This window comes from Kribbella sp. NBC_00662, assembly GCF_041430295.1.
Lineage (GTDB): Bacteria > Actinomycetota > Actinomycetes > Propionibacteriales > Kribbellaceae > Kribbella.
The window spans coordinates 863,761-878,937 of the sequence record NZ_CP109029.1 but is presented as its reverse complement, the minus strand read 5'-3'; the positions used below and the strand labels follow the sequence as shown (position 1 = coordinate 878,937).

Here is a 15,177-nt window from a genome sequence, read left to right as displayed (position 1 = left end):
CGGATGTCCGCCCCGACCTTCTGGCGGTGTGAGCCGAGCTGGTCCTGGACGTCACCGGTGCTCAAGGACCACCTACTCTGGTGCGTGATGGACGGCCGGGGCGAGCTGGTGCTCGACGGCGAACGCCAGGACCTGCATCCCGGTGTCTGCGCGGTCTTCCAGCCCGGTGATGCACCGCGTGCCACCCACGACCCGCATCGTCGGCTGCTGGTCTTCGGCATGCACTTCCAGACCACCGGAGCAGCGCCCGACCCGCGATGGGGCGAGGTGATGGACCGCGAGCTGCTCGGCGTCCTGGCCCGCACGAGCGACGCGTCGTACCGCAGGCAGGACGCACTCGGCCGGCGCCAGGCGGAACTGTGCCTCGAGCAACTGATCGCGCTGATCTGGGACGCCGTGCACAACCCGGGCCGCCGCGTCACGGACGCAGCGGTCGACGAGATCGCCCGGCAGCTCCGTCAGGACCCCGGCCGAGACTGGACCGTGGCGGAGATGGCGTCGAGAGCTTCCCTGAGTCGGGCGCAGTTCACGAGAAGGTTCGTCGCGCAGTTCGGGATGTCACCGGCGCAGTACCTCATCCAGGCCCGCATCGACCGCGCGCACCAACTGCTGACCGAGAGCGGCATGACCGTCACCGAGACAGCCGCCGCCCTCGGCTACACCGACGTCCCGTACTTCAGCCGCCAGTACAAACAACGCACCGGGCGCACCCCGAGCCAGGACCGTTAAGCCCAGTCGGGGTTCCAGCCCTCGATGGCGTCGGCGGGGCGGGAGGCGGGGCCGGAGTAGATCGCCGACGGCCGGATCAGCCGGCCGGTGCGTTTCTGCTCCAGTACGTGCGCACTCCAGCCGGCCGTCCGCGCGCAGGTGAACATCGACGTGAACATCGGCGGCGGCACCTCCGCGAAGTCGAGGACGATCGCCGCCCAGAACTCCACGTTGGTCTCCAGCACCCGGTCCGGACGCCGCTCGCGCAGCTCGGCCAGCGCGGCCTGCTCCAGCGCCTCGGCCACCTCGTACCGCGGTGCGTCGAGCTCGCGCGCCGTACGACGAAGCACCCGCGCGCGGGGGTCCTCCGCCCGGTACACCCGGTGCCCGAAGCCCATAAGTCGCTCGCCCGCGTCCAGCAGGCCCTTCACGTACGAGCGGGCGTCACCCGACCGCTCCACGCCCTCGATCATCGTCAGCACCCGTGCCGGCGCACCGCCGTGCAGCGGACCCGACATCGCGCCCACAGCACCGGACAGCGCCGCGGCGACGTCCGCACCGGTCGAGGCGATCACCCGAGCGGTGAACGTCGACGCGTTCATGCCGTGCTCGGCCGCGGAGGTCCAGTACGCGTCGACCGCCTTCACGTGCTTGGGGTCCGGCTCGCCGCGCCAGCGGATCATGAACCGCTCGGTGATCGTCGTCGCCTTGTCCACCTCGCGTTGCGGCACCATCGGGTGGCCGACGCCGCGGGCGGCCTGGGCGACGTACGACAACGCCATCACCGCCGCCCGGGACAGGTCCTCGCGCGCCTGCACGTCGTCGATGTCGTAGAGCGGCCGCAGCCCCCAGGCGGGTGCGAGCATCGCCAGCGCGGACTGTACGTCGACCCGCACGTCGCCGGTGTGCACCGGCAGCGGGAACGGCTCGGCGGGCGGCAGGCCCGGGGTGAAAGCACCGTCGACCAGCAGGCCCCAGACGTTCTCGAACGGCACCCGGCCGACCAGGTCCTCGATGTCCACGCCGCGGTAGCGGAGCGCCGAACCTTCCTTGTCCGGCTCGGCGATCTGCGTGTCGAACGCGACCACGCCTTCCAGCCCGTGCTGCACCTCGGTCCTCGGATCAGACATGCGACTCCCTCGTCCTCGTCTCGGCGCGCAGGCCCACCAGGAGGGCGCGCACCCTGGGCGCTCAGGCAGCATAGTTCTCCGTACTGATGACACGACAGCTTTGTGACCCGTTCGAGGACTTCGCGCCGGGGGTGGACCGCGAAGAGGTCTACTCTCGACGCCATGGCCAAGCCCCTCCCCGCCCTCGGGCTCGTGATCGGCGTCATCGCGTCCTACGCCGCCATGGTCGTCGCCTCGTACGCGACCACGCGGCTGCTGCTGCGGGTCCAGACGTTCCGCAGCGACGCCGGCCAGGTGCTGCCCTGGCTCGCGCTGATGGTCGCCGTCGCGGTGGTGCTCGGCCTGCTGATGATGGCGCCGGTGATCGGCTCCGGCGTGACGACCGGCGCCGGGCTGTTGCTGACGGTGTCCGGGCTGGCCGTACTGCTGCTGCCTGTGGCGCAGGCGATCGACCTGGTGAAGCTGTTCCAGTTCCCGGGTTCGCGGTACGGCGGCTCGTACCTGTTCTTCGACGGATCCGTCATCCTGTTCGGCATTCCGCTGCTGCTGGTCGGCATCCGGCGCTGGGCGCAGGACGCCAAGCTGGCCAAGTTGATGGCGGGTCCGGGGCAACTGCAGGACACCCCCAACTACCCGCAGCAATGGGGCGGATACCCGGGCCAGCAGCAACAACCGCCCTACCCGCCGCAGTACCCGGGCCAGCAGCAGCCGCCGCGATAACTTTCCCCGCTGAGTCGGCATCAGGCTCTGCATGGAACTGCTGGTCGCCTATACCTTCGCGCACGACAGTGCCGCACGCGTCGCGGCCGGTCGAGCCCGCGTCGAGGAGTACTACGGCATCCGGCCCGAGGTGACCCTGTCCGAGGCGCGGCCGGACGTCAGCCCGCTGTTCGAGCTGGAGTTGCCGGACGGGTGCGTTTGGTCGAATCGACCGGTCGCGGCGTTGCTGTTCGCGGGCGTGCCGGCGGTCGCGTCCTCGCGCGGCTGGACCTTCGCCGCGGGCTGCGGATGGTTCATGGACGACAGCACGCCGTACGACGGTGTGCGCGCAGTACCCGGGTCCACACGCATTGTTGCCGACGGCCACCGTCAGGAAGTGGCGAACCCCAGGCTGATCGAGCAGGCGCTCAGCTGGCACAGATACGCGGAGGGACTCGCCTCGTCCAACCGGCTGTTCGAGACACCGCCTGACGGTTTCACGACCAGTGAGCCGATCGCTGAGGTTGCCCACGGCTACTTCTACCCACGCGATGTCGAGCAGCTCGAGGCGCTCCCGTTACCCGAGAAGCTGCGTGCCTTCAGCAACCACCTGCAGACCCGCTTGATCCCGGCAGCCGGCCCGACGCAGGCGGCCCGCACCGCGGTCGCCGAGCAGATCGACCGCGTGCTGGAGGCCGCCGTCGACGACGGCATCGAGGACGCGACGATGCTCGACTACTTCTACGCCGTCGAGCCGCTGCGCCGTGGCGCCGCGCCGTTCGACCCCGTACGCCGGAACCTCGCCTCCGCCGCCGACCGCGACCTGATCGAGCCGCTCCTGACCGACGTCGAAGGCTTCGGCGATCTCAGCACGCTGTGGGCCGCCTCGATCGCCGGTGCGAGCTCTGCCGGCGGCGAGGCCACGCTCCGGCAGGCACTGTGGCGAGCCACCTTCGATCAGCATCTCGCCGAGATCAACAAGGTCGAGGCCAACAAGTAGGCTCGACGCGTGGATCTTGCGGAGATGCGGCGTACGTACGGACTGGGGGAGCTGCTCGAGGATCAGATGGCATCTGACCCGATCAAGCAGTTCGAGATCTGGCTGCAGCAGGCCCGGGACGCGGGCCTGGCGGAGCCCAACGCGATGGTGCTCGCCACGGCCGACGGTGACGGCCGGCCGTCGGCGCGGACCGTCCTGCTCAAGCGAGTCGACGAACGCGGGCTGGTGTTCTACACCAACCAGCAGTCCCGCAAGGCGGACGACCTGACCGACAACCCGCACTGTGCGCTGGTGTTCCCGTGGCACGCGATGGAGCGTCAGGTCCGCATCGAAGGCACGGTGACCAAGCTCCCCGCCGACGAGGTCGACGAGTACTTCGCAAGCCGGCCGCGGGAGTCACAGCTCGGCGCCTGGGCCTCCCAGCAGAGCCAGCCGGTCGCATCCCGCGAGGAGCTCGACCTGCAGTACGCGTCGTACGAGCGCCAGTGGCCCGAGGGCACCGAGATCTCCACGCCGTACTTCTGGGGCGGCTATCTGGTCGCCCCGGAAGCATTCGAGTTCTGGCAGGGCCGCGTCGGCCGGCTGCATGACCGCCTGGCCTACCGTCCCGCCAGCTCGGGTTCCTGGGACTTGGTCCGGCTCCAGCCCTGAGGCTCGCCGGCCTCCCGGAAGCCGTTCCGTTCCCACCACCGGACGAGCGGGCGCGGCGCCCACCAGTTGGCGCGTCCCAGCAGCCGCATCGTCGCAGGCACCAGCAAGGCCCGCACGATCGTCGCGTCCAGCGCGATCGCGATCACCAGCCCGACGCCGATCATCTTCACGAACACGATGCCCGACGTCGAGAACGCCGCCACCACGATGATCAGCAGCAGCGCCGCACTGGTGATGATCCCGCCGGTCCGCTGCAACCCGTGCGCGACCGCCTCGGTGTTGTCGCCGGTCCGGTCGTACTCCTCCCGGATCCGGCTGAGCAGGAACACCTCGTAGTCCATCGACAGCCCGAACAGTACGGCGAACAGCAGCACCGGGTTGGTCGCATCGAGGAACCCGGCCGGCGTGAACCCGAGGAACCCGGACAGATGCCCGTCCTGGAAGATCCACACCATCGCACCGAACGCCGCCGACAACGACAACACGTTCATCAGCAACGCCTTCGCCGGCAGCACGAACGAGCCGAAGGCCATGAACAGCAGCACGAACGTCACCACGACGATGAACCCGGCCATGTACGGCGCCCGCTCCTTGAGCACGTGCAGCAGATCGATCACGGCCGCCGTCTCACCACCGACCTGGACCTGCGTACCCTCCGGCGCCGGCACCGCCCGCACTCCATGTACGACGTCCCGCGCCGCCAGCTCCTGCCCAGTGAAGTGGGTGTGCACGACGACCGACGCGACACCGTTGGCATAACCACCGATCCGCACGTTCTCCACGTCCCGCACCTGCTGCAGCCGCGAGATGTACGGCGCCAGCGCCGACGCCGGATCGCTCGGAGCAGAGTCGAATCGCACCGCCGAGTAGATGTCCGACCCGCCGGCTCCCGGGAAGTCCCGCTGCAGCGTCTCGGTCACCGTCCGGGACGTAGCGCCCGGTGGCAACGACCGATGATCTACACCGCCCAGCTGCGCAGACAGGAACGGAATTCCCAGAATCAGCAGCACAGGGACGAGCACCAGCACATACCGCACCGGCCGCCGCATCACACTGTGTGCCAGGCGATACCAGGCTCCGTGCTCACCAGAACTTTGGCGCGGCTTGAAGATCCGCAGCCTGTTCACCCGATGACCCAGTACGCCGAGCAGCGCCGGCAGCGCGGTCAGCGCCGCGATCATGGCGATCGCGACCGCGGCAGCACCGCCGTACGCCATCGACTTCAGGAACATCACCGGGAACAGCACGAGGCTGCTGATCGCCACGCCGACGGTCACGCCGGAGAACGCGACCGTCCGCCCGGCCGTCGCCATCGTCGTGGTCAGTGCCGTCTCGACGTCGTTGCCGCGAGCAAGTTCTTCGCGGAACCGGGTGACGATGAACAACGCGTAGTCGATCGCCAGCCCGAGTCCGATCATCGTGACGATGTTGATCGAGAAGATCGACACGTCGGTCACCGCCGACAGTCCGCGCAGCAGCACGAACGAGCCGAGGATCGCGAGCGCGCCGACGAACAGCGGCAGCGAGGCCGCGACCAGACCGCCGAAGACGACCACCAGCAGCACCAGCACGATCGGCGTAGAGATCGACTCGGCCTTCACGATGTCGTGCTCGGTCTGCGTGTTCACCTCGTCGAACACCGCGATCTCGCCGCCGACCTTCGTCTCCAGCCCGGGCGGTGCCGCGCGGACGTGCGATGCGATCCGGTGGAAGGTGTCCAGCCGCGCCTCCTGAGTAGCGCCGGCCAGCGTGAGGACGGCGTACGTGCTGTGCTGGTCCTTCGACACGAACACCGGGGACTTCGTGCTCCAGTACGTCGAAACGCCGGTCACATCCGCGGTCGGCAACCCGGCGAGATGGTTCTCGACGGACTGCTTGAACGCCGGGTCGGCGACGGTCTCCGACGGGCTGCGATAGAGCACGACGACGTCCGTGCCGGTGCGGCCGACGTTCTGCTCGATCGTGGCGACGGCGTTCGCGGCCTCGGTGTCCGGCGCGTCGAAGCCGCCGTTCGCCAGCGCCCCGAACACGCCGGTGCCCCAGGCCAGCCCGAGCACGACGAAGACTCCGGTCAGGGTGAGCACCAGCCGGCGGCGCCGGTACGTGAAGTGGCCGAGTTTCTCGAACACGGACATCCCCCAGAGCGTTAGATTGGAGCAGCGGGCGTAGAGTGAACAGCGTTAACTGTTAACACTGTAAACGCGCGCCCTGAGGTGATGTCAAGGAGGGTTCGCAGGTTGGAAGAGTCCGGACGTGACCGGCGCCGTGCGGCGACGGTCGCCGAGATCAAGGCGGCGGCCCGCCGGCTGCTGGTGAGCGGCGGCCCGGCGGCGGTCGGGCTGCGGGCGGTCGCGCGCGAGCTCGGCCTGACCCCGCCGGCGCTGTACCGGTACTTCCCGAGCCACGAGGCGCTGATCGGTGCGCTGATCGCGGACCTGTACGACGAGCTGACCAACGGGCTGATGACGTTGGAGGCATCCGAGGAGGCCGTCGACCTCGGCGTGAAGCTCTACCTGCTGGCGAACGGCTTCCGGGACTGGGGACTGGCCCATCCGGCGGAGTTCGCGCTGCTGTTCGGGACGGCTGTGCCGACGCCGGATGCCGACGACCACGAGGAGACCCCGGGGCACCAGGCCGCGATGCGGTTCGGCGATCTGTTCAAGCAGCTGGTCGCGGCGATCTGGTACCAGAAGCCGTTCCCGTACCCGTCCGACGACCTGCTGGGCCCGACGCTGATCGAGCAGCTGACGCAGGAGTCGGAGCACTTCAGCGGCATGCCGCCGGGTGCGATCTACCTCGGCCTGACCTACTGGACCAGGCTCTACGGCCTGATCTGCATGGAGGTCTTCGGCCAGCTGCACTGGGTGCTGCCGGATGCCGGCGCGTACTTCGAGGCCCAGCTCCGCGAGATCGGCGACGCGCTCGGGCTCGACTGCCCGCCGGCGGAGGCATAAGAAAGCCTGCGGGCGCTTCCAGAGACACGACCGGGTGGCCGAACTCAGGGTCAGGCGGACTACCTGACTGCCCGCAGGCCCGGTGGCTGGCGTTGGTTTCGGCCGACCACTTGCCCACTTAACTGTGGTTGGCGGTTAGCCCGCCGCCACCTCACGAGTCCGATAGCAATTCATGCGTTGGACCACCTCCCTTCGCGTGTACTGCGAACTTACTGTCCGGCGGTCAACGGTTCAACCGTTTTTCGCCCAGGGATGAACGACAATCGTCGGCATGATCAGACTCGGCCTGCCGGTGATCCTGCTGTTGATCGGAACCGCCTGGTTCGGGTGGGCGTCGTACCGCCGGGCCGTCCAGGCAGAGCAGGCGCTGGCCGAGGTCAACGCCGAGCACCGGGCGCTGATGAACGAGGTCAGGGCGCTCGAGCGGGCGGTCGCGGCTGCCGAGCAGGGCCTGCGTACGCTCAGCTCGCATCCGTCGGTGCCGCGCGACGTCGCGGTCACCGCCGACCTGACCCTCGCCGACGTACGGCGTCTGCGACCGGGGCGGTGGGGTGGGGAAGGTATTCAAATGGAACGCAAGGAGCTCGACGACTGATGGCAAAACTGGGGAACGCAGCCGCCGCGATCAAGCCCAAGGGGAATGTGAAGGTGAAGGTGATCGGCGGCCTGGTCGTCGCCGTGATCGCGCTGATCATCCTGTTCAACATCTTCAACTTCGCGAACACCGACGCGAACCGGATCGGCCTGCACTACGGCGGCGGCGTGATCGAGGACAAGAAGTTCAAGTCGATCGTCCCGCCGGGCTCGACGAACAAGCTGATCGGCCCCGGCGACACGCTGTACACGTATCCGATCGACCAGCGCTCGTACATCATCGGCGGTGACGGCGCCGACACCGACGCGGCCGACGAGGTCACGGTGGTGAGCAAGGACAACGTCCGGCTCGGCGTCCGGGTGCAGGTGTACTTCACGCTGAACCGGGACAAGGACGTGATCAAGTCGTTCCACGAGCGCATCGGCCTGAAGACCGAGGCCTACGAGGAGAGCGGCTGGAACGACATGCTGCAGAGCTACTTCCGGCCGCAGATCGACCGCGCGCTGTCCGCGGTGGCGACGAACTACAACTGGGCCGAGCTCTACAACAACGAGGCGAAGAAGTCGGCGTTCCAGAGCGCGGCGGCCAAGGAGTTCACCCGGCTGCTGCCGGCCGCGGTCGGCGGTGACTACTTCTGCGGTCCGGGCTACAACGGCAGCAACGACTGCGGCGAGCTGTCGTTCACGATCCAGAAGCCGATGCCGCTGGACAAGGGCATCATCGACGGCCTGGAGGCCAAGCAGCGCGCCGAACTGGCCAAGGCGACCCAGGAACAGAAGAACCAGCAGGTCAACGTCGAGCTGCAGTCGGTCAAGCAGCAGGTCGCGATGCTCGGTGCGAACGGTTACCTGCTGAAGACCGCGATCGAATCGGGCAAGATCCAGTTCATGGTCATCCCGCAGAACGGCAACGTCAGCATCCCGGTGCCGACCACGACGCCGTCGACGCCCAACGACCAGCCGACCCAGCCGGCCCGGTAGCCAGATGGATGCGCTGCCGTCCCACCTCGAGCTCGTGCAGGGCGTCGTCCTGCCCAAGCCGGTCGGCGCGCATCCGGTGCTGGACTTCGTCAACACCCGGTCCGAGTGGACCACCCGTGCCCCGGCCCGGACCGAGTGGCTGACGTCGTACGAGGCGTTTCTGATCTGGAACTCGTACGTCGGCCTGTTGTCGCCGGCCACCGTGTTCCGGTTGATCGAGCAGGCCGGCAGCAGCCCGACCGAGGTGTCACGGCGGCTGCAGGCCACGCTGGACTTCCGCGTCGACCTGTACGACGTCCTGACCGACCAGGCCACCGAGACGACGTTCGAGGCCGCCGCGCGCCTGATCGAGAAGGCGTACGGCGGCCGTCGGCTGGTGCACGCCGACGACGGACTGACCTGGGAGCTGCGGGAAGATCTCGCGCTCCCGCTGCACAACCTGGCGTTGCTGGCCGGCGAGCTGCTCACCGGCCAGTCCCGCGAGCACGTGCGCACCTGCCCGTCCTGCGGCTGGTTGTTCCTCGACCCACGCGGCCGCCGGCGCTGGTGCTCGATGGCCACCTGCGGCAACCGCGCCAAGGTCCGGGCCCATGCGGCCCGCGTGCGCTAGTTGAAGGCTGCTGGGTCGACCGTGATCCAGGTGTGCTTCGCCCGGGCGAGCACGCGCCCGTCGGCGTCGTACAAGGTGCTCGCGGTGAACGTCTTGCGGCCGTCCTCGCCGAGGTAGCGGCCGAGCGCGACGCACTCCTCGCCGACCCGCGGTCGCGCGTCGATGCTCGCGGTCAGCTGGCCGAGTACCGACGGACGCCCTTCGAGGTCGATCGTCCAGCCGCCGGGGCAGTCGAGCGCGGCCCACAGGAACAGCTCGTCGATCAGTCCGCCGGTCCCCAGCTCCGCGGCGGGCTTCCAGGTGCACGCCGTACGCCCGTCGCCGATCGGCCCCGGCTTGAGCTGCAGGCCGCCCTGGTTCGACGGTCCGCAGACGAAGCAGTTCGGGAACGGATGGTCCCGCAACCCGCGGTACGCCGCCTCCGCAGCCCGGGCCTCTTCCGCCGGGACCGGCTCGATGGTCGCGTCGGTGAGGAAATCGCTGTCGACCGGTATCGCGTGTGCGACCAGTTCGTCACCGTCGGTCAACCGAGCGCAGGCGTCATCGGTCGACAGGTCGAGGTCTTTTTGCAGCGGTGGCGGCATTCGCAACTTCACCTGCGGGACAAATGCGCCGTTGAGTTGCGTCGCCAGCGTCGTCCCGACCAAGCCGGCGACATATCCGCCGTTGCCCGATCGCTCCGGCCCCCGGAATCGTTGGTCGACCCGAACAAAACTCATGGGCCCGAACCCTAACTCACTAACAGGTTTCACCCGATCGTGCACGCGCTGTGGTGGAGGTGTGAGTGCCGAGAACCGTGGGAAGGAATGGGTTTCAGAGAAATCTGAGGATTTCTCGGAACAACTGAGCTGAGCCCTCCAGTTCAAACGACCGTTTGAACTATGCTGACAGCAGGCTACTGCGAGTGAGCAGGTGGGGTGCCTGCGCGAGCGGTAGTCGGGGGGAAGGAGAACTCTGTGGAGACACCGGTCGAAACGACCCGGGAGAGATTGCTCAACGTCGCTGAGCAACGGTTCGGTGAAGGGGGTTACGAAGGAACGTCGCTGCGCGCCATCACGGTCGCGGCGGCTGCGAATATCGCGGCGGTCAACTACCACTTCGGCTCGAAGGAAGCGCTGCTGCGGGCTGCCGTGGCGCGTGCGATGGCGCCGGTCAATACCGAGCGGCGGCGCCGGCTGGACCAGTTGGAGGCCAGTGGGCCGCCGACACCCGAGGAGCTGATCCGGGCATTCATCGAGCCCGGGCTGGAACTGGTACTGCGCCGGGGCGAGCGTGGTGCCGTGGTCGCCCGGTTCATCGGCCGGATCGCGTTCGATCCGAGTCGGCGGATCCGGGAGCTGTACGCGGCCGAGTCGGATCCGATCGAGAGTCGTTACCTGGCCGCCCTGCAGCGGGCGCTGCCGCAGGCGTCGCCGGATGCGGTCGCCTTCGGGTACGTGAACATGCTCGGTCTGCTCGCCCTGCACCAATCACAGGCACTGTCCCCGACGCCGGGTGCCGCCGGCCCCGGGGCCACTGCCGAGGATCCCGGCAAACTCGCCGAGAACCTGGTCGCGTTCCTGGTTGCGGCTTTCGACCGCGGCCTGCGGGCCTGACCACATCGCCGATGCCCCGGAAACCGTGGATCCCTGCCTACGGCTCCCGGGTGTCACTCCCTCACCCTGTGCGCCGGTCCGGGTGAGTTTTGTCCGTGTTTTGCTCATGGATGTTCGGACCGCCTGGTAACGCTGCATAATGGCGCTCCGTGGACCCCTGTGAAGTCGTGGTTGCCGTCGACCTCGGTGGAACCCGGATGAAGTGCGGCCTGGTCGCCGCCGACGGTGCCGTGCTGCACCGCGAGACCAGGCCTACTCCCCGGGACGCTGGGGGCCGTGCCGTGCTCGACGCCCTGCTGGAGACCGTCGTCGAGCTCAGCCAGAAGGCGACCGCCGACGGGCACCGGGTGCGCGCGATCGGGGTCGTGGTGCCCGGCGTCATCGACGCCGAGCACGGGACCGTCGGCGCCGAGAACCTGGAATGGGTCGCGACGCCGGTGCTGGCCGAGCTCAAGGCCGCGATCAGCGACGACGTGCCGATCGTGCTCGCCCACGACGTCCGCGCCGGGGGCTACGCCGAGTTCCGTCAGGGCGCCCTCGCCGGTACGACGAACTCGATGTTCCTGCCGCTCGGCACCGGGATCGCCGCCGCGATGATCGTCGACGGGTCCCTGGTCAGCGGCGACGGGTACGCCGGCGAACTCGGCCACTCGAAGTTCATCTACGGCGACGCGGCCGAGCTGTGCGCCTGCGGGCAGTGGGGCTGCCTCGAGACCGTCGCGTCCGCTGCCGCACTGGCCCGGCGGTACACCGCTCGCACCGGACGGACCGTGGACGGCGCCCGCGAGGTGATGGAGCTGCTGGCGGCCGGAGACCCGGATGCCGCACAGGTGTGGCAGGACGCGCTGGCGGCTCTGATCGACGCTCTGGTCCTCTACACGACCTTGGTCGCGCCGACGAAGATCGCGATCGGCGGCGGGCTGGTCGGAGCGGGCGAGACGCTGCTGCAGCCGCTGCGGGAGGGTGTGCACGAGCGACTGACGTTCCAGCGCGAGCCGGAGATCGTGGCGGCGGTGCTGGGCGAGGAGGCGGGCATGCTCGGTGCCGCGCAGATGGCCTGGGACCGCGCTGACGAGGAGGGCAGGGCATGACGACGTACCGCGTGGGCCGGGTGGTCACGCCGGACGACGTTCTGGAGAACGCCTGGATCCAGGTGGTCGACGAAGACATCGTGGCGTTCGGTCGCCGGTCCGAGGGGATGCCCGCGGACGGCAAGCGGCCCGAGGACCTCGGTGCCGTGACCGTCGTACCGGGCTTCGTCGATATCCACACCCACGGCGGCGGCGGGTCGACGTACTCGACGACCGATCCGGAGGAGGCCCGGAAGGTCGCGGCCTTCCACGGCAGGCACGGTACGACGACCACGCTGGCCAGCCTCGTCACGGCGCCGCTCGACGTCCTCGTCGACCAGACGGCCTGTCTCGCGGAGCTGATCGCCGACGGCGTGATCGCCGGCGTGCACCTCGAAGGGCCGTTCCTGTCCGCGGCGCGGTGTGGTGCGCACGACCCGTCGCTGCTGAGGCCGCCGCTCAAGGACGACGTCGCGAAGGTGCTCAGTGACGCGGTCAAGATGGTGACGATCGCGCCGGAGCTCGAGAACGGGCTGGAAGCGATCCGCCAGGTCGTCGACGCGGGCGCGGTCGCGGCGCTCGGGCACACCGATGCGACGTACGAGCAGATGGTCGCCGGGGCGGATGCGGGTGCGACGGTCGCGACTCACCTGTTCAACGGGATGCGGCCGTTCCACCACCGCGATCCCGGTCCGGTCGGCGCCGCGCTGAACGACGAGCGGCTGCTGCTCGAGGTGATCAACGACGGCATGCACCTGGACCCGCAGGTGGTCCGGGTCGCGCTCGCCGCGGCCGGGGTGAACCGGATCGCGCTGATCACCGACGCGATGGAGGCGACCGGGATGGGCAACGGCCGCTACAAGATCGGCAACCTCGAGGTCGACGTCAAGGACGGCCTCGCGACGCTTGCCCACGGCACGCACTCGATCGCCGGCAGCACGCTGACCATGGACGTTGCCTACCGCAACGCGGTGACGTCCGGGGTCTCGCTGGTGGACGCGTCGCGGATGGCCTCGACGACCCCGGCGCAGACCTTCGGCTGGTACGACGTGGGCTCGATCGAGACCGGGAAGCGGGCCGACCTGGTGCTGCTGGACGACGAGTACGCCGTGCAGAAAGTGATGCGGGCCGGGTCGTGGCTGGACTGATCGGGACCGTCACGCTCAACCTCGCGCTGGACGTGACGTACGAGGTCGACGAACTGCGGGTCGGCGGCAGTCATCGCGTCGACCGGATCCGTCGGCGGGCCGGCGGGAAGGGCGTGAACGTCGCGCGGGTCGCGGCCACGCTCGGGCATCAGGTGCTGGTGCTCGGGTTCGTCGGCGGGGTGACCGGTGAGCTGGTCGCCGAGGAGCTGTTCGACGCCGGGCTGACCGCGCTGCTCACCCCGATCGCGGGTGAGACCCGCCGTACCGTTGCCATTGTCAACGGTGTGGACGGCGACGCGACGATCTTCAACGAGGCCGGTCCGACGGTGACTGCGGACGAGTGGCGCGCGTTCCTGGACCGGATGCCGTGGGGGCGGATGGGCGTGCTCGCCTGCTCGGGCAGTCTGCCGCCGGGGTTGCCGTCGGACGCGTACGCCGAGCTCGCGGTCCGGGCGCGGCATCACGACGTACTGTCGGTGATCGATGCCGGCGGTGACGCGTTGACCGCCGCGGCGAAGACGGGTGCGGTGGTGCGGGCGAACGCGTCCGAGCTGCGTGCGGCCGTCGGCGACGTGGAGGTCGAGGAAGGCGCGTCGGAGCTGGTCGCGCTCGGTGCGGCCGCGGCAGTGATCACCGACGGACCGCGCGGGATGGTTGCCGCCAGCAAGAAAGGTGTCTGGCGGGCATTGCCGGTCGAGACCGTGAGCGGAAACCCGACCGGCGCGGGCGATGCGTGTACGGCGGTCGTCGCGGCAGCTGTCGCGGAATCGCCGGAGCCCGACTGGTCCGTCGTACTGAAGTCCGCCGTTGCCGCATCCGCCGCCGCCGTGCTGACACCCGTTGCCGGAGACATCGATCTGGCCGCGTACCGCCGCTGGCAACCGCAAGTCACCGTTAATCGCTAGAAGGAGTTCTCATGCCGTTGGTTTCCGGGGCCGAGGTTGTGCTGGCTGCGGCCAAGGCCGGTCGTGGTGTCGGTGCGTTCAACGTGATCCAGCTGGAGCACGCGACCGCGCTGATCGCCGGGGCCGAGCAGGTCGGTGCGCCGGTGATCCTGCAGATCAGTGAGAACGCGGTGAAGTACCACGGCGCGCTCAAACCGATCGGGCTCGGCACGCTGGCCGCCGCGGCGGCCTCTTCGGTGCCCGTCGTCGTACATCTGGATCACGCGATGGACCGGGACCTGGTGACCGAGGCGGTCGCGCTCGGGTTCACGTCGGTGATGTACGACGCCTCCAAGCTCGAGTACGCCGACAACGTCGCCGCGACGACCGAGGTCACGGCGTACTGCCACGACCACGGAGTGTTCGTCGAGGCCGAGATCGGCGAGGTCGGCGGGAAGGACGGCGTGCACGCCCCCGGCGCCCGCACCCGCCCCGACGAAGCCGTCGCCTTCGCCGAGGCCACCGGCGTCGACGCGCTGGCGGTGGCGGTCGGCTCCTCCCACGCCATGACCGAGCGCACGGCGACCCTCGACTTCGAGCTCATCACCCAGCTCCGTGAGGCTGTGCCGGTGCCGCTCGTCCTGCACGGCTCGTCGGGTGTCGCGGACCCGGACCTCACCCGCGCGGTCGAGGCCGGCATGACCAAGGTCAACATCGCCACCCACCTCAACAACGTCTTCACCGCGGTGGTTCGCGAGGTCCTCGCCGATAACCCGAAGCTGGTCGACACCCGCAAGTACCTCGGCCCGGCCCGCGATGCCGTCGCGGCGGAGGTCGCCCGCCTCCTCGGTGTGCTGAAAGCGGTCTAGATCCCGGCGGCGCCGCGGATCCAGTGCGCGCGCAGGTCGTCGCGGGCGAGTTGGACCTGCTCGCGGGTCGCCGGGTCGGGCACCTCGAAATCGTCGATCAACCGGGTGAGCGCCATCTCCACCGCCGCGACCAGGGCGTCCTCCTCGGACAGGTCGGCCTCGGCCACTCCGCGCAGCCCGGCCGCCAGCGCGGTCAGCCCGGTCAGCTCCTGGTCGGTGAACCGCACCCGGATCTCGGTCCTGCTGTCCACGCCGCCTCCTCGATCGGTTGATACAGTCATGGT

The 15,177-nt window shown here is 69.2% G+C and carries 17 protein-coding genes; 13 read left to right on the top strand and 4 right to left on the bottom strand.

All coding sequences use genetic code 11. From position 1 onward, the window contains the following. Positions 1 to 3 precede the first annotated feature (3 nt). Positions 4 to 729: a helix-turn-helix domain-containing protein gene (locus tag OHA10_RS04485; protein ID WP_371404910.1), complete on the top strand. Its 726-nt coding sequence runs from the start codon at positions 4 to 6 to the stop codon at positions 727 to 729. Here OHA10_RS04485 and OHA10_RS04480 read toward each other — a convergent pair. After that, positions 726 to 1,838 (bottom strand): citrate synthase 2, encoded by a 1,113-nt coding sequence (locus tag OHA10_RS04480; RefSeq protein WP_371404909.1) that lies wholly within the window; start codon positions 1,836 to 1,838, stop codon positions 726 to 728. The two genes, OHA10_RS04485 and OHA10_RS04480, sit on opposite strands and share 4 nt — an antisense overlap. Before the next feature lie 162 nt (positions 1,839 to 2,000). Between OHA10_RS04480 and OHA10_RS04475 the strand changes: the two genes are divergently transcribed. Genes OHA10_RS04475 through pdxH form a run of 3 tightly spaced genes read left to right on the top strand, consistent with a single transcriptional unit; the run spans position 2,001 to position 4,188 of the window. Continuing rightward, positions 2,001 to 2,558 carry a hypothetical protein gene (locus tag OHA10_RS04475; RefSeq protein WP_371404908.1) on the top strand — a complete coding sequence of 186 codons (558 nt, stop codon included), beginning with the start codon at positions 2,001 to 2,003 and terminating at the stop codon, positions 2,556 to 2,558. A gap of 31 nt (positions 2,559 to 2,589) precedes the next feature. Continuing rightward, positions 2,590 to 3,537, top strand: coding sequence for a hypothetical protein (locus OHA10_RS04470; protein WP_371404907.1), 948 nt, complete (start codon positions 2,590 to 2,592; stop codon positions 3,535 to 3,537). 9 nt (positions 3,538 to 3,546) lie between these two features. Further along, positions 3,547 to 4,188, top strand: coding sequence for a pyridoxamine 5'-phosphate oxidase (pdxH, locus tag OHA10_RS04465; RefSeq protein WP_371404906.1), 642 nt, complete (start codon positions 3,547 to 3,549; stop codon positions 4,186 to 4,188). Here the strand turns inward: pdxH and OHA10_RS04460 are convergent. After that, on the bottom strand, positions 4,137 to 6,323 hold the full coding sequence (locus tag OHA10_RS04460; protein WP_371404905.1) for an MMPL family transporter: 2,187 nt from the start codon (positions 6,321 to 6,323) through the stop codon (positions 4,137 to 4,139). The two genes, pdxH and OHA10_RS04460, sit on opposite strands and share 52 nt — an antisense overlap. A 102-nt stretch (positions 6,324 to 6,425) precedes the next feature. Here OHA10_RS04460 and OHA10_RS04455 point away from each other — a divergent pair, with 102 nt between their 5' ends. From OHA10_RS04455 to OHA10_RS04440, 4 genes are all read left to right on the top strand, one after another. Then, entirely contained in the window at positions 6,426 to 7,142 is a 717-nt protein-coding gene (locus OHA10_RS04455) for a TetR/AcrR family transcriptional regulator (RefSeq protein WP_371404904.1), read from the top strand. A gap of 271 nt (positions 7,143 to 7,413) precedes the next feature. Further along, a complete protein-coding gene (locus OHA10_RS04450) occupies positions 7,414 to 7,737 on the top strand; it encodes a hypothetical protein (protein WP_371404903.1) in 324 nt (107 codons plus the stop codon). Further along, the gene (locus OHA10_RS04445; RefSeq protein WP_371404902.1) at positions 7,737 to 8,717 is read left to right on the top strand and encodes an SPFH domain-containing protein; all 981 of its coding nucleotides are present in this window, start codon (positions 7,737 to 7,739) and stop codon (positions 8,715 to 8,717) included. Before OHA10_RS04450 ends, OHA10_RS04445 begins: the two co-directional genes overlap by 1 nt. A gap of 4 nt (positions 8,718 to 8,721) precedes the next feature. After that, positions 8,722 to 9,327 carry a CGNR zinc finger domain-containing protein gene (locus OHA10_RS04440; protein WP_371404901.1) on the top strand — a complete coding sequence of 202 codons (606 nt, stop codon included), beginning with the start codon at positions 8,722 to 8,724 and terminating at the stop codon, positions 9,325 to 9,327. On the opposite strand, the gene OHA10_RS04435 is transcribed toward OHA10_RS04440, so the two are convergent. Further along, complete coding sequence (locus OHA10_RS04435; protein ID WP_371404900.1) at positions 9,324 to 10,046, bottom strand: hypothetical protein; 723 nt, start codon at positions 10,044 to 10,046, stop codon at positions 9,324 to 9,326. The two genes, OHA10_RS04440 and OHA10_RS04435, sit on opposite strands and share 4 nt — an antisense overlap. Before the next feature lie 237 nt (positions 10,047 to 10,283). On the opposite strand from OHA10_RS04435, the gene OHA10_RS04430 reads away from it, so the two are divergent. The 5 genes from OHA10_RS04430 to OHA10_RS04410 all read left to right on the top strand — a co-directional run bounded on the left by OHA10_RS04430 (position 10,284) and on the right by OHA10_RS04410 (position 14,893). Further along, positions 10,284 to 10,922: a TetR/AcrR family transcriptional regulator gene (locus OHA10_RS04430; RefSeq protein ID WP_371404899.1), complete on the top strand. Its 639-nt coding sequence runs from the start codon at positions 10,284 to 10,286 to the stop codon at positions 10,920 to 10,922. Between the two features lie 149 nt (positions 10,923 to 11,071). After that, positions 11,072 to 12,013, top strand: a complete 942-nt coding sequence (locus OHA10_RS04425; protein WP_371404898.1) for an ROK family protein — start codon at positions 11,072 to 11,074, stop codon at positions 12,011 to 12,013. Further along, positions 12,010 to 13,140, top strand: a complete 1,131-nt coding sequence (gene nagA, locus OHA10_RS04420) for an N-acetylglucosamine-6-phosphate deacetylase (RefSeq protein WP_371404897.1) — start codon at positions 12,010 to 12,012, stop codon at positions 13,138 to 13,140. The genes OHA10_RS04425 and nagA overlap by 4 nt, the downstream gene beginning before the upstream one ends. Continuing rightward, the gene (locus OHA10_RS04415) at positions 13,128 to 14,045 is read left to right on the top strand and encodes a 1-phosphofructokinase family hexose kinase (RefSeq protein ID WP_371404896.1); all 918 of its coding nucleotides are present in this window, start codon (positions 13,128 to 13,130) and stop codon (positions 14,043 to 14,045) included. The genes nagA and OHA10_RS04415 overlap by 13 nt, the downstream gene beginning before the upstream one ends. 11 nt (positions 14,046 to 14,056) lie before the next feature. Further along, the gene (locus tag OHA10_RS04410; RefSeq protein ID WP_371404895.1) at positions 14,057 to 14,893 is read left to right on the top strand and encodes a ketose-bisphosphate aldolase; all 837 of its coding nucleotides are present in this window, start codon (positions 14,057 to 14,059) and stop codon (positions 14,891 to 14,893) included. On the opposite strand, the gene OHA10_RS04405 is transcribed toward OHA10_RS04410, so the two are convergent. Beyond that, on the bottom strand, positions 14,890 to 15,144 hold the full coding sequence (locus OHA10_RS04405) for a hypothetical protein (protein WP_371404894.1): 255 nt from the start codon (positions 15,142 to 15,144) through the stop codon (positions 14,890 to 14,892). The genes OHA10_RS04410 and OHA10_RS04405 overlap by 4 nt on opposite strands. Between the last annotated feature and the right edge of the window lie 33 nt (positions 15,145 to 15,177).